This window comes from Brevibacterium epidermidis NBRC 14811, assembly GCF_001570805.1.
GTDB lineage: Bacteria > Actinomycetota > Actinomycetes > Actinomycetales > Brevibacteriaceae > Brevibacterium > Brevibacterium epidermidis.
The window spans coordinates 95,373-108,466 of record NZ_BCSJ01000006.1 but is presented as its reverse complement, the minus strand read 5'-3'; the positions used below and the strand labels follow the sequence as shown (position 1 = coordinate 108,466).

Annotated in this window: 13 protein-coding genes; 4 read left to right on the top strand and 9 right to left on the bottom strand. The window is 65.6% G+C overall.

What is annotated here, in order from left to right; genetic code table 11:
- The first annotated feature begins 66 nt into the window (after positions 1–66).
- Positions 67–1,101 (top strand): S66 family peptidase, encoded by a 1,035-nt coding sequence (locus tag BEP01S_RS05145; protein ID WP_244882084.1) that lies wholly within the window; start codon positions 67–69, stop codon positions 1,099–1,101.
- Positions 1,102–1,111: 10 nt separating this feature from the next.
- On the opposite strand, the gene BEP01S_RS05140 is transcribed toward BEP01S_RS05145, so the two are convergent.
- From BEP01S_RS05140 to BEP01S_RS05130, 3 genes are all read right to left on the bottom strand, one after another.
- A complete protein-coding gene (locus BEP01S_RS05140) occupies positions 1,112–1,363 on the bottom strand; it encodes a PspC domain-containing protein (RefSeq protein ID WP_062241158.1) in 252 nt (83 codons plus the stop codon).
- A gap of 10 nt (positions 1,364–1,373) precedes the next feature.
- Entirely contained in the window at positions 1,374–2,717 is a 1,344-nt protein-coding gene (locus BEP01S_RS05135; protein ID WP_083532555.1) for an FAD-dependent oxidoreductase, read from the bottom strand.
- 98 nt (positions 2,718–2,815) lie between these two features.
- Positions 2,816–4,543 carry a glycosyltransferase family protein gene (locus BEP01S_RS05130; RefSeq protein WP_174521217.1) on the bottom strand — a complete coding sequence of 576 codons (1,728 nt, stop codon included), beginning with the start codon at positions 4,541–4,543 and terminating at the stop codon, positions 2,816–2,818.
- A 115-nt stretch (positions 4,544–4,658) separates the two neighbouring features.
- On the opposite strand from BEP01S_RS05130, the gene BEP01S_RS05125 reads away from it, so the two are divergent.
- Entirely contained in the window at positions 4,659–5,204 is a 546-nt protein-coding gene (locus BEP01S_RS05125; RefSeq protein ID WP_062241156.1) for a GNAT family N-acetyltransferase, read from the top strand.
- A gap of 80 nt (positions 5,205–5,284) precedes the next feature.
- Here BEP01S_RS05125 and BEP01S_RS05120 read toward each other — a convergent pair whose 3' ends face one another.
- From BEP01S_RS05120 to BEP01S_RS05100, 5 genes are all read right to left on the bottom strand, one after another.
- Positions 5,285–6,304 carry a BadF/BadG/BcrA/BcrD ATPase family protein gene (locus BEP01S_RS05120; RefSeq protein ID WP_062241154.1) on the bottom strand — a complete coding sequence of 340 codons (1,020 nt, stop codon included), beginning with the start codon at positions 6,302–6,304 and terminating at the stop codon, positions 5,285–5,287.
- Positions 6,301–7,332: an N-acetylmuramic acid 6-phosphate etherase gene (gene murQ / locus BEP01S_RS05115; protein WP_083532554.1), complete on the bottom strand. Its 1,032-nt coding sequence runs from the start codon at positions 7,330–7,332 to the stop codon at positions 6,301–6,303. The genes BEP01S_RS05120 and murQ overlap by 4 nt, the downstream gene beginning before the upstream one ends.
- Complete coding sequence (locus BEP01S_RS05110) at positions 7,329–8,837, bottom strand: sodium:solute symporter (RefSeq protein ID WP_062241152.1); 1,509 nt, start codon at positions 8,835–8,837, stop codon at positions 7,329–7,331. Before BEP01S_RS05110 ends, murQ begins: the two co-directional genes overlap by 4 nt.
- Positions 8,838–8,937: 100 nt before the next feature.
- The gene (locus tag BEP01S_RS05105) at positions 8,938–10,143 is read right to left on the bottom strand and encodes an anhydro-N-acetylmuramic acid kinase (protein ID WP_039209572.1); all 1,206 of its coding nucleotides are present in this window, start codon (positions 10,141–10,143) and stop codon (positions 8,938–8,940) included.
- Positions 10,140–10,901, bottom strand: coding sequence for a GntR family transcriptional regulator (locus BEP01S_RS05100; protein WP_062241151.1), 762 nt, complete (start codon positions 10,899–10,901; stop codon positions 10,140–10,142). Before BEP01S_RS05100 ends, BEP01S_RS05105 begins: the two co-directional genes overlap by 4 nt.
- Before the next feature lie 117 nt (positions 10,902–11,018).
- Between BEP01S_RS05100 and BEP01S_RS05095 the strand changes: the two genes are divergently transcribed.
- Both BEP01S_RS05095 and mgrA read left to right on the top strand, forming a co-directional pair.
- Positions 11,019–11,339 carry a 4a-hydroxytetrahydrobiopterin dehydratase gene (locus BEP01S_RS05095; RefSeq protein ID WP_062241149.1) on the top strand — a complete coding sequence of 107 codons (321 nt, stop codon included), beginning with the start codon at positions 11,019–11,021 and terminating at the stop codon, positions 11,337–11,339.
- Between the two features lie 63 nt (positions 11,340–11,402).
- Positions 11,403–12,443, top strand: coding sequence for an L-glyceraldehyde 3-phosphate reductase (mgrA, locus tag BEP01S_RS05090; protein WP_083532553.1), 1,041 nt, complete (start codon positions 11,403–11,405; stop codon positions 12,441–12,443).
- 12 nt (positions 12,444–12,455) lie between these two features.
- Here the strand turns inward: mgrA and BEP01S_RS05085 are convergent, their stop codons facing one another.
- Positions 12,456–13,091, bottom strand: a complete 636-nt coding sequence (locus BEP01S_RS05085; RefSeq protein WP_062241147.1) for a hypothetical protein — start codon at positions 13,089–13,091, stop codon at positions 12,456–12,458.
- Positions 13,092–13,094: the final 3 nt, after the last annotated feature.

Sequence of the window (13,094 nt, the reverse complement as noted above, 5' to 3'; positions counted from 1 at the left end):
CGGTTGAGAGGATTTCGGGTCGCGGTTTCACAAGCCTGCTGATGTAATTGGCGAATGAAGTCGTTCATGTCTGTGCCGAAAGCTCGCCCAGGAGACCGCATAGCGGTTCTCTCGCCTTCGTTCGCGGCGCCCTCGATCTCGGCGGCGGTCCACGACCAGGCCATGCGCAGGCTCGCCGAAGGCACCGGCCTCGTGCCCATCGAGTTCCCCACGACTAGGCAGCTGGGTGCCACCGCCGAAGCTCGTGCGGCGGACATCAATGCTGCATTCGCCGATCCGCGGATTCGCGCAGTGATCGCCACCACCGGAGGCGACGATGAGGTCACCGTCGTTCCTCATGTGGATACCGCGATTGTGAGGAACGATCCGAAGCCCTTCTTCGGCTACAGCGACAACACCAACCTGCATCATCTGCTCTGGGGTCTGGGCGTACCCAGTTACTACGGCGGGTCAACGCAGGTCCACCTCGGCGCAGGTCCGCAGGTCGATGACATCCACCTGCAATCACTTCGTGCCGCACTCCTCGACGGCGGCGAAATCGAGCTGACAGATCCCGGCGTCTCGGAAGATTATGGCGTGGAATGGGAAGATCCGCGGTCGCTGACCGAGTTCGGTGTGCGTGAGCCGACGGATCCGTGGACGTGGGCCGGACCGATGAAGTCGGTCGAGGGGCGTACGTGGGGAGGGTGCATCGAGGTCATCGATCAGATCGCGATCGCCGGGCGGATGCCGGAGACCGAGGACCTCAGCGGCAAGATCCTGTTGTTCGAAACCAGCGAAGAAGTGCCGCCGGCCATCATGGTGAAGCGTTCGCTGCGCAGCCTCGGCGAACGTGGAATCCTGGCCGCTGCCGCAGGCGTCATCATGGCGCGGCCTCCCGTCAGTGAGCTGCGGAAACCGGTTCCCTCGTCGGATGAGCGAGAGCGGCTGCGCGGAGCTCAACGCGACGTTGTGATCGCCGAGGTGCAGAAGTACAACCCCGAAGCCGTGGTCTGTGTCGGAGTGCCGTTCGGCCACACCAGGCCGCAGTGGATCCTTCCGCACGGAGGAACCATCCGGCTCGACGGTGCAGCGCAGAGGATCACTGCGGACTTCAGCTAAAAGGCTGAGCTCACTCGAGTGAGCGACCGCCGAATACCTGCTGCAGCGGGATCGAATTGTCCTGCCACGGGGTGAGGATCCATGCGACGAGGTAGGCGCCGATTCCGAGCACGGGGAGCAGGAACGAGGCGAGGACGATGAGTCGCATGACCCAGACGTTGATTCCGGTCATCTGAGCAAGGCCTCCGGCGATGCCGCCGAGGATGCGGTCAGGGCCGCGACGGAAACCGATTTTGCGGATGGAGTCGAATAGTGAGTTCATGTCTTTGACTCTACGGATCCGTCTTCGCTGAGGCACTAGTGCTGACCGTCGAGGCTGCTTGAGGAAAACCGGAATCTCGGGCGAAGTCCGGGGCGTGTTCGGCAGTGATGCCGATACCGAGGATGCGCGCCGGTATGCGGGTGAGCGCGGGAAATGTCGTCAGCAGCCACTCCACCGGTGCAGGTGGGCGGATGGGCCGGTGTCCGTGGACGGCGGGTTCGACCATCCGGTGGATTCCCGATTGCAGGAGTTCGACAGCGCGAGTGGTCGGCAGTCGTCTCAGTTGCAGACGCCGAAGCTCTGATGGCCGCACCGATCCTGAACGCAGCGGTTCGGCAAGCATCCGGGAGACGGCGATGCCGTCCTGCACTGCAAGGTTGACCCCGACCCCGCCGAGCGGGCTCATCGCATGTGCGGAATCGCCGATGCACAGCAGACCGTCGGCGAACCATCGTCTGGCTTCATTGCGACGAACGTCGAGCAGCTTCACATCGTCGAATTCGACCTTGCCGACGTCCGCAGCGAGCTGTGGGTACGTCTCAGCGACAGCGTCACGCAGCGCTTCGATGCCCTCGGCACGCAGGCGCTCGTCCACACCCTTCGGAATGAGACGGGCGATCTGCACGTGTCCGGCGCGGGGAATCGCGACGAAGACCTTTCCGTTGCCGCCTCGAGGGGCCACGGAATCGGGCAGGACCGCCTCGGTGTCGATGCGGAACCACCACACATCGATCGTCGACGGCAGCTCTCTCATGGACAGCCCCGCCTCTGCGCGGGCCTTCGACCATCTGCCGTCGGCAGCGATGACGAGCGGTGCACGGAATTCGACTTCCGTCGGGGGTGCCGCCTCGGCGACGGTGGAGTTCTGTGCGCGCAGACCGACCACACGATCGTCGTCCCAAATCAGCGAAGTGGCCTCGACGCCCATCCGGAGGTCGAAGTTCGGTTCGTCCTCCCCCGCTTTCGCGAGCAGGTTGAGGAAGTCCCACTGGGGTGCGATCGTCATGAACGGATGCGGCAGGTCGAGGCGGGTGAAGTCGGCGAGCAGGATGTCTTCGCCGCTGCGCCCGGTGAAGGTGACGTCCTCGACGCGGCGGTGCGTGATGCGGGCGAAGCGATGATAGAGCCCGAGTTCGTCGAGCAGTCGCAGGGTCGACGGGTGGATGGTGTCGCCGCGGAAGTCGCGGAAGAAGTCCTCGTGCTTCTCGAGCACCACGACCTTCACCCCGCCGCGGGCGAGCAGCAGCCCGGCGACTATGCCTGCGGGACCGCCGCCGCTGATGATGCAGTCGACGTGTTCGATGTTATGTCGGGCGGTGTTCGTGCTGTCGGTGTCGGTTGCGGTGTCGATCATGACACCCTCCTCGGCTCTCGGCTCGATGGATTCGATAAGCAGCGTTCACGTCCCAGCGTAGTCCGAGGAGGCTGGGATCGGGATGGGGTTTCTCCGGATCAACGGGACCGTCCGCCGGCCATCTTCTCCGTGACGTCGAAGCGTTCCCGGTAGCGGCCGGTGAGCAGGCACCACTGCGAATATAGCGCCGTCGACGAATTGAACACGAGCAGCGTGAGCGGATAGAGCAGCCACTGCAGCCACATCGTCAATCGGCGTTCGCGCGGGACATGGATCGGTCGGGGAGGCAGCAGCGAGCTGAACACGACGATGGAGACGATGAGACCGATCATGCCGATCTGCTGAATGATGCCCACAGTCATCGGCATGCGTTCCACCAACGAGGTGGCCTGCCCCGTCTGCGTGGCCACGACGAAGGGGATCCAGCCGCCGATGGCGATGATGATCGAGATCGAGGCGAGGCTGACGTGGCCTTCGAGCAGGGAGAAGAACCGAAGCACGCCGGGCCAGAACGGCGACCGAGCTGTGGGCGCGAAGACCCGCACCCCGACGTAGGGAACGTCGGAGGCCCCATAGGACCAGCGGCTGAGCTGCTTGAACTGAGCGACCATCGTGGCCTTGAACGTTCCCGCCTGCACGGCGTCCTGGAAGATCGGGACGTGGATGGGCACGACCCGGTAGTCACCGTCGAAGTGGAACCAGCTGCGCCAGTATTGGTGACCGTCCTCGACGATGGTCCGCTTCGACCAGAAGCCCATCTCGACCAGAGCAGTCAGCGGCTGTGCGTGGGAGGCGAAGTTGCGCAGCGCGAGCCGCCGAACAGTGGTCGTGAGATTCCAGAAGCAGTTCGCGCTCGCGACCACTCGCGACGGAGCCGGCACATCCCAGATGTTCGTGATGTAGAGACTGATCGGCTGGAACGACAGACGCTCCCGGTCCGGGGCGATCGCATATTCGTAGGCAACGCAGTCGAAGTAGGACTCGTGCGGAATGTTGTCGCAGTCGAGACTCGTGACGATCACCCGGCGTGGGTCGATGGCCTGGTCGCGGACCCATTCGGCCAGGCGGTGACCAGCAAAGGTGATGTTCGCGCCCTTACCGGCGATCTCGTCGGGCAGTCCTGCCGGGTGCTCGACGAGGACGAAGGCTCCGAAACGGTGGCCGTATTCGGCTTCGAGCCGACGCGCGGTCTCGGCCATCGCCGGTCCCCCGCGTTCTTCGTGGGCGAAGAAGACGAGGAGCTGCTCGGGCTTCGTCGAGGTGTGCAGCAGGGTGCGGATGGTGTCCGCGATGACTGGGTAGGGCTCGTTATATGCAGCCACGACTACCGCGTGGAGCAGAGTCGAAGGACGCATGATCGAGCGCGGATCGGCGCTGACCTGCGCGACCAGGGCTGCATGGTCGGCAGCACGGAATCCGCCGCGAGGGTGTGCCAAGGAGGGACGTCCGTCCATGGCGCGTTCCAGGTCGGTGAGTCTGGCGGCCCAGTCGACGCGGGCGCTGCGGCGATACCGGAGGAACCCACGGGCGACGTCGACGGCGCCGAGCATTGCGCGGACGAACATCAACCCGACGATGGCGAGCACATAGACCGCTCCGAGCATCGCATCGACGAACGGGAGGATGAACACGAGGCCGACCGCCGTGAAGCTGATCGTCGCCGGCAGAGCTTCGAAGAACCGGTAGGCGGGAGTCCGCTGCCCGGTGGGAAGCTCGAGGTCTGTGGGTGGAAGAACGGGTTCGGAGCCAGCTCGGAATCGAGCCGAGATCCATGGACGTGCAGAGTGTGTTTCGACGGCGGTGACTGGTTCGCGGTTCGCTCTCACTCTCTCGATCCTGGGTGCCCCGACTGGACAGCTGTTTGTCTGCAGATGCAGGTCAGGTGAACATTTCGTGCCGCAGACCGCTCCTCCCACCCGCCTCGGCCGGTAGCATCCAGTCATGGCCCACACAGTCCGCTCGCCCGTGCCCGCCGACGCCGCAGCCATGGCGCGCGTCCACGTCGATACCTGGAGTGAGACCTACCGCGGGATCATGCCCGACGAACTCCTCGACGCTCCCGATCTCATCGATCGAAGACAGCGGATGTGGGCACAGATCCTCGCCGAGGCGGCCCCAACGAAATTCACATGCGCCGTCGCCGAATCCGAGGCCAGGTTAGTCGGCATCGCGATGTCCGGCCCGCCGGAAAACGTTGGAAGCGCGAACGACGGCACCGAGCACGAGCAGAACCGAGCAGCGCGCCCCGAGGATCGGCACCTCTATGTCCTCTACGCCTATCGCTCCATGCACGGTACGGGCGTCGGTCAGGATCTCCTCGATGCCGTCATCGATCCGTCCGTGACGACTGCGCTGTGGGTGGCCGATCCGAATCCGCGCGCACAGGCGTTCTACTCGAAGAACGGCTTCGTCTCCGACGGCACCATCAAGACCGACGAGTACGACGGGGTGCGCGAAGTGCGTATGGTGCGTCAGGCGGGGGCTTGAATTCGCCTCAGTCAACGCGCAGTGCGAAATAGTCGTCGCTGGAGACGACTATTTCGAGGTTCACGTTGATCGACACCTGGTCAGGTCCAGATGGCCCTGTCCTGCGCGCCCAGCTTCCCACCGGCACCGAGGTGACCGAGCGTGAGTGCCCCAGCGAGCGGTCCGCCAGCAGATTCGACGATGGTGACGTTCGGGTCCAGGTGTCCGGTTTCGATGCGGAATCCCTCGACGAGGTGGCTGCCCGCGGCTGCGACTCCCCCGGTGAGCGCGACGCGGATCTGTTGGCCAGCAGTACGGTCCAAGCGACCTGCGGCGGAGTCCGCGCGACTTGACCTGCGCGCCGCGGCGACGGCGCTGCGGGCGGCCTCTCGTCCCGCTTCCCGGAGTAGGTCAGCTGACGCTACGTCACCGGAGCGAGCAGTCTCGGCAATGTCGATGGCGAACTCAGCGAGCAGTCCGGCCCGGTCATTACGCGTATAGAACTGACCCGGCCACGAGGCAGGTGTTCCGAACCGTCGGGAGGCGGCTTCGAGCAGGGCACGGCCTCGTTCGTCGGTTCCGTCATGCGTGCGCAGAGCGAGTTCGAGACCTTGGCGGCCTAGCCAGGCTCCTCCCCCACGATCACCGAAGAGATGCCCCCAGCCGTCGGCGCGTGACCAAGCTGATGTCCAGTTGCCTGATTCGTCCGGCCCCGGATGAGCGATGGCAATGGCCCCGGTTCCGAGCACTGTGATCGCCCCACCGGTCCCGCCGAGTGCGCCGAGGTGGGCGGTCACAGCATCGATGGCGGCGACCGCCGGCACTCCATGCTCGGCAGAGATCTCCGCCAGGACGGCGGAAGGATCTTCGGCGAGCGATGCGATGCCGGTCGCGCCGATGCCGATGCCGCTGACCTCTGAGAAACGGTCGGGCCAGGTCTCGGCGGCCGACCTCACGAGTTCCCGGACAACGTCGAGGACCGTGCTGCCGCTCGATCCGATCTCGATGCGAGTGCCGGTGAGTTGGTCGATGATGCGTGGGGCGGACCCCGCGTCATCGACCTCGCCGAGCGCGGCCCGGCTGCCGGTGCCGCCGATGTCGATGCCGAGAACGAGGGTCATGCGCCCACGGTACCCGGGCCGGTGTCGTCCGGTCCGGAGGCCTTGTCCGACTCGGTTGGCGCATCTGCACCGACGAGTTCGGCGATCGCTGCCCTGACCGAACCGTCATGGGTCTCCAGGGTCGACGCTGCCAGGGAGGGGGCCGCCTCGGTGAAGGAGACGACGATGGCGGTCTTGAGATCGCCGTCGCAGCGCTCGAGCAAGGTCCGCGCGTCGGCATCGCCCAGGTCGGCGGCTTCGCGGAGGATGCGCACGGTGCGTTCGCGCAGCTTCGCGTTCGTCGCGACGACCGAGACCATGAGGTTGTCCCAGGTGCGGCCGAGGGCGACCATGAGCGCGGTCGAGAACCCGTTGAGGGTGAGCTTCTGCGCGGTGCCTGCCTTGAGGCGCGTGGAGCCGGTGATCACCTCGGGACCGGTGTCGAGCACGATATGAACATCGGCTTTCGCGGCCAGGGAGGCGTGCGGGTTGTTCGAGATGAGCACCGTGTGGGCACCGTTCGCCCGTGCCGCGTCGAGCGCCCCGCCGACGTAGGGGGTCGACCCGCTCGCGGCAATGCCGATGGCCACATCGTCTGGCCCGAGCTCCGCACCGGCCGCGGATCCGTCGGCACCGGAATCCTCGGCGTTCTCGACGGCGTTGACCAGGGCCGCCTGACCACCAGCGATGTGTCCGATGACCCGGCCCGGCTCGAGGTTGAACGTCGGCAGGAGTTCGCTCGCGTCGAGGACTCCCAACCGTCCCGAGGTGCCCGCGCCGAAGTAGTGGACACGACCGCCTCGGCGCATGCGGTCAGCGGCAATGTCGACGAGTTCGGCCAGCTGCGGCAGGGCAGCGGCGACCGCATCGATGACCGCGTGGTCTTCGGCGTTGAGGACTCGCAGCACCCCGAGGGTGTCGAGGCCGTCGAGGCCGGAGCTCGCCGGATTGCGCTGCTCCGTCGGTGACAGGGGACGTCCGGTCGACTTCGCCGGCGTCGATTCCGACGGCGGGGACGGGCGGGCTGAGCCCGGCTGGGAGGAGGTCATGGACGGGTGCTTCCTTCCGCCTCGGCGATGGTGGGTTCTTCGACCTTGGTCTTGTGGCGCAGACCGAGCAGGCCGCCGACGATGAAGGTGACGATGACACCGAGCAGCGGGTACCACTGCCACGCGACCCACACCTCACCGGTGACGTACTTCTCCATGACGAAGAAGAACGCGTTGACGGCCACGGCCAGGGCGAACGCGATGTTCGCATCGACGGCTCGGGCCCGTTTGTTGACGATGCCGAAGACGAAGGCACCGAGCAGACCGCCGTACGTGATGCCGGCGATGCCGAGGGCAAGGATGACGATGTTGCCGGAGTCGGATTCGAAGACCGTGGCAGGCAGGATGAACGCGATGCCCCAGCCGATCGTCGCCCAGCGGCCGACCTTGAATCCCTGTTCGTCGGTCATCGGGGTGCGCTTGAGCTTCGCGTACACGTCGTTGACCGTCGACGACGACAGGGCCGACAGCGACGAGGACAGCGTCGACATCGCGGCGGCGAGGATGCCGGCCAGCAGCAGTCCGGAGATTCCCGTGGGCAGGCCTTCGATGATGAACAGCGGGAAGATCTCGTCGTCGCGGGTCAGACCGAGGTCCGCCGGCAGCGCGTGATCGTAGTACGCCCACAGTGCCAGGCCGACGAGGAGGAAGATCGCGAACTGGACGACCACGACGAAGCCCGAGGTGATGAGGGCCTTCTGCGCCTCGATCTTCGACCGGCACGACAGCAGACGCTGGACGATGAGCTGATCGGAGCCGTGCGAGGCCATGGCGAACACGGCACCGCCGAGCACCGATGGAATGAACGAAGTGTCTGCGGAGATCGGGTTGCCTTCGAAGACGAAGATGTTCGCCTTTCCGGCTTCGACCGCCTCGGCGAACCATCCGCCGCCGATCGATGCGGAGATGATGATGATCGCCAGGATCCCGCCGAGGACGTAGAGGATCATCTGCGCCACATCGACCCAGACCACGGCCTTGATGCCGCCGATGAACGTGTACACGATCGTGACCAGGGAGAGGACGACGATGATGACAAAGTAGTTCGTGTGGATGCCGAGCCCGTCGAGGATGACCTTGAGCGGAATGGCCGCGGCGAGCACGCGGATGCCGTCGGCGAGCAAACGGGTGAACAGGAAGGTCACGCCGGCGGTGGTCTGCGTCGACTGGCCGAAGCGTTTGCCCAGGTAGGCGTAGGCGGTGATCATCTCACCGTCGTAGTAGCGCGGCAGCATGAAGTAGGCGACGATGACGCGGCCGACGATGTAGCCGAGTCCCAGCTGCAGGTAGTTGAGGTCGCCGAGGTAGCTCATGACGGGGATGCCGATGACGGTGAGCGCGCTCGTCTCGGTGGCGACGACGGACAGGCAGACGGCCCACCACGGCAGGTCGCGCCCGCCGAGGAAGTAGCCCTTGAGGCTGCTCTGCTTGCCGCTCAGCGCCAGTCCCAGCCACGCCGTTGCGACGAGATAGGCGATGATCACCAGGAGGTCGATGATCTGCATTGGTGTCTCCTTGTTGGGGTGTGGAGTGTGTCGGGTTCAGTTGTGGAATGTGTCGGGGTTGGTGTGACGGCAGGGCCGCAGCGACGGCGCCTGCCGTGGTTCAGTCCGCCAGTCTCAGCCGGGTGGGTCGCCGGCGGAGGGGCTCGGGCAGACGCAGCGGTCCCTCCCCCGGAGTGAACCGGCCCGCGATCCGCGGCCCGATTGCCCCGGTCAGGCTCGGTGCGGTGCCGTCGAGTCCGTGCCAGCTCAGCCATCCGAGGAGTGCCATGAGCAGTGCTTCCTTGCTGCCTTCGGGCAGCCCGAATGCCTCATCCGTGCTCGTGACGGCGATGCCCTCACCCAATTCCTCGCCGAGGCGGCGCATGAGTTCAGGATTCCTCGTCCCACCTCCCGAGGCGATGACGGTGGTGACATCGTGGTCTCGGACAGCCTCGGCGATGGTGCGCGCGGTCAGCGCCGTGACCGTGGCGATCTGATCATGCTCGCCGAGGTGGGGGTGGGCTTCGAGGAATGAGTCGAGGTAGGCGGCGTGGAAGAGTTCCTTGCCCGTTGATTTCGGGGCGGGGCGGCCGTAGAAGGGTTCGCTGAGGAGCGCGGTGAGCAGATCCTCGTCGGTGGTGCCGGCTGCGGCGAGCGCGCCGTCGCGGTCATAGCTCTGCCGCGCGTCGGTGATGCGGCGGGCGAGGATGTCGATGAGGGCGTTGGCCGGGCCCGTGTCGAAGGCGATGGGGTCCTGACCGGGAGTGATGACGGTGATGTTCGCGATTCCGCCGAGGTTGAGCACCGCGGTCGGAGCTTCGACCTCGGAGAGCAGCAGGGAATCGAGCAGCCCGACGAGTGGGGCACCTTGTCCCCCGGCCGCGACGTCGCGAGAGCGGACATCGGAGAGCACGGGAGCACCGAGTCGTTCGGCGATGAAGGCCGGCTGCCCGAGCTGGAGAGTCGAGGTGACCTGGCCGTCGGTGATGTCGTGGCGGACGGTCTGTCCGTGGCTGACGACGAGGTCGGGTGAGAGGTCATGGTCGGTGCAGAGTTCCGACAGAGCCTCGGCGCAGAAGCGGCCGAGCCGGGCGTCGACGCTGCTGACCAGGGACAGCGGAAGATCTGTCGGTTCGAGGAGGCGGAGGATGTCGGCGGCGAGCTGGTCATCGAACGGAGTTTCGCGTTCGGCGAGGATCCGCACCGTGAGAGTGGTGGGATCCGCGCCCACGAGGTCGGAGCCGACGGTGGGGTCGGGCAGGAACTCGGCGATGACGAGGTCGAGGCCATCGGCGGAGGTTCCGGTCATGAGTCCGGCGATGATCATGGCTGCTCTCCTCCTGTGTGGGCGGTGTCTGCGGCGGGGACTGCGCCGGCATCCGACGGGGCGGGGATGGTGAGTTCGGTGCGGACCTTGTAGCGGTCGCCGCGGTAGACGGAGCGGACGAACTCGAAGGGCCGGTCATCGGCGCCGCGGGAGATGCGTTCGAACAGCAGCGCGGGTGAGAGCTCTTCGACGCCGAGGTGTTGAGCTTCGCCGGCGTCGAGGAGGGTTGGTTCGATCGTCTGCATGCTGTGGTTGAGGCTGATGCCGAAGTTGCGGCGCAGGAGTTCGTAGAAGGACTGGTTCTCGAGATCGTCGGCGCTCAGTCCCGGGACGAGGGCGGAGGGGACGTGGAGTTCTTCGAGGGCGATCGGTTCGTCATCGGCCAGGCGCAGGCGCAGGATCGCGATGGCCTCGTCGTCTTCAGCGATGTGGAGTTGGCGAGCGATGTGCGCTCCCGCCTCGGCGGTGTCGAAGCTGAGGATATGGGAACCGGGGCGCATGCCGCGGGCGAGCATGTCTTCGGTGAAGGAGCTCGCGGCCAGCGGCTGGTCGAGCTTCGGGCCGAGGGCGAAGACGCCCGTGCCGTGACGCCTGCGGACCATGCCTTTGGCGACGAGTTCGTCGATGGCGCGGCGCAGGGTCATCCGCGAGATGCCGAGGGTCTCGGCGAGCTGTCGTTCCGGCGGGAACTGTTCACCGGCGGCCATGCCCTCGAGGCGGTCGAGGAGCTGGTCGCGGATGGCATGGAATTTCGTCACGACACTATTGAGGCACAGGACACACCTCTAGATCAAGACCACTGGTCTATTTTGTTGCGAAGTAGAATCCGGAAACCGGGGGTTCACGGATGCCCCTGCGGTGCCTACCATGAGGCCATGACTGCATTTACCGGACAGGAACTGACAGATACTCTCAACGACAAGGGCCTGACCGACTGGAAGCCCCAAGGGGACGCGATCGGCACTCGGCTACTCACCGGCGACTTCGCGACAGGACTCGGCCTCGTCAACAAGATCGGTGCCGCCGCCGAGGAGGCCGGCCACCACCCTGATATCACCTTGACTTTCCCTCACGTAGATATCCAGTTGACCAGCCACGATACGGGCGCCGTGACCGAACGCGACCTCGACCTCGCGGGCACGATCAGCAAGCTGGCCGCCTCGGCGGGAGTGAAGGCGGACCCGAACGCGGATTGACCACCCGATTCTTCGGGTTCGTACTAGGCTGGAGGCTCAGCCGCCTCGTGACCAGGAGAACGTGTGTTTCAAGCCGCCGAGAACCGCTACGACTCGATGACCTTCCGCCCGGTCGGCCGGTCCGGGCTCGTCCTTCCCGCCCTGTCGCTGGGACTATGGCACAACTTCGGCGATGACGTCGCCTTCCAGAATCAACGCGACATCGTCCGACGTGCCTTCGACATGGGCATCACGCATTTCGACCTGGCGAACAACTACGGACCTCCTCCGGGTTCGGCGGAGACGAACTTCGGCCGACTGCTGCGCGAGGATCTCCACCCTTACCGCGATGAGCTCATCATCTCGACGAAGGCCGGCTGGAACATGCACCCCGGCCCCTATGGTGGTCCCGGAGGCAGCCGCAAATACCTGCTGGCCAGCCTCGATGCATCTCTGCGCCGGTTGGGCCTCGACTATGTCGACATCTTCTACTCCCACCGCCCGGATGCCTCGACGCCTCTCGAAGAGACCATCGGCGCACTCGATACTGCCGTGCGGTCAGGTCGTGCCCTCTACGCCGGCATCTCCTCCTACTCGGCCGCCGATACTGCCCGTGCCTCGCAGATCGCTCGCGACCTGGGCACTCCCCTGCTCATCCACCAACCGTCGTACTCGATGATCAACCGCTGGATCGAAGACGACGGGCTGCTCGCAACCACGGACGGTGAGGGACTCGGCGTCATCTGCTTCTCCCCGCTCGCCCAGGGCCTCCTCACAGATAAGTACCTCGGCGGGGTTCCTGACGATTCGCGCGCCGGCAAAGCGAAGCCGTCGTTCAAGGATGGGTTCCTCAGCGCAGACAACCTCTCTAGGATCAAGTCTCTGGGCGACATCGCCGCCGCCCGTGGACAGTCCCTGGCGCAGATGGCCCTGGCCTGGGCGCTGCGCGACGAACGTGTGTCCTCGCTGGTCATCGGGGCCAGCCGCGTCGAACAGCTCGAGCACAATGTGGCAGCCCTCGACGCGGCACCCTTGAGTGACGATGAGCTGAAGGCGATCGACGAGTTCGCCGTCGATTCCGGCGTCGACATCTGGGGAGATGCCCGCCGCAGCACCGCCGAATGAGGTGGGCCGCGCTCAGCGGTGAAGTTCGACGGGGATCGAATACGGTGCGAGCAGTCCCCGCAGCTGATCGACGAACTGCGTGAAGCTCGCGGGGCTTGTGTGCATCGAAAGGTCGCCGCGGATGTCCGGTCCGCTGCGCCGATGGATGACGAGTTCGTGGATGATCCGCGATCGGCCGACCAGCGTGGCCGCCAGCTCATTGCCTGCGGTCTTGGCCATGGTCGTCGACCATTGGATCGGCCGGGGCCCGATGCGAGCGTCGATCGAGACGAGATCCGCGTAGGGCACCGAGCCCATTCCGACCACCGAGACTCCGTGCGCATCGACGGTGAGCACCGGCTGCTGCGGTGCCTTCCGCAGGGATCGAACCCGCCGGAGAATGACGACGGCGACAATCGTGAAAACGACTCCGCACACAGTGATTCCGCCGCCGATCGCCCACCTTGCAATGGCTTTGTTGCCAGAATCAGCCGTGGAGATCGCGTCGAAGATGAAGCCTCCGAACAGGAGGAAGCCGAGGCCGCAGAGCAGTGCCCATCCGCCGATGATCACGCAGACGATCCCGGCGATCTGCGAATATCGTGACATTCTGCCCACGGCACGGGGATTCGCCGGCAGCACCCACCTGTCCCGGTCACGCACCAACATGCG

Coding starts and splice junctions, on each gene's coding strand:
- BEP01S_RS05140 (WP_062241158.1), bottom strand. CDS start 1,363: ATGAACTCACTATTCGACTCCATCCGCAAAATCGGTTTCCGTCGCGGC.
- BEP01S_RS05110 (WP_062241152.1), bottom strand. CDS start 8,837: ATGCAGATCATCGACCTCCTGGTGATCATCGCCTATCTCGTCGCAACG.
- murQ (WP_083532554.1), bottom strand. CDS start 7,332: ATGACCTCCTCCCAGCCGGGCTCAGCCCGCCCGTCCCCGCCGTCGGAA.
- BEP01S_RS05135 (WP_083532555.1), bottom strand. CDS start 2,717: ATGATCGACACCGCAACCGACACCGACAGCACGAACACCGCCCGACAT.
- BEP01S_RS05105 (WP_039209572.1), bottom strand. CDS start 10,143: ATGATCATCGCCGGACTCATGACCGGAACCTCCGCCGATGGCCTCGAC.
- BEP01S_RS05120 (WP_062241154.1), bottom strand. CDS start 6,304: ATGACCCTCGTTCTCGGCATCGACATCGGCGGCACCGGCAGCCGGGCC.
- BEP01S_RS05125 (WP_062241156.1), top strand. CDS start 4,659: ATGGCCCACACAGTCCGCTCGCCCGTGCCCGCCGACGCCGCAGCCATG.
- BEP01S_RS05095 (WP_062241149.1), top strand. CDS start 11,019: ATGACTGCATTTACCGGACAGGAACTGACAGATACTCTCAACGACAAG.
- BEP01S_RS05145 (WP_244882084.1), top strand. CDS start 67: ATGTCTGTGCCGAAAGCTCGCCCAGGAGACCGCATAGCGGTTCTCTCG.
- BEP01S_RS05085 (WP_062241147.1), bottom strand. CDS start 13,091: ATGTTGGTGCGTGACCGGGACAGGTGGGTGCTGCCGGCGAATCCCCGT.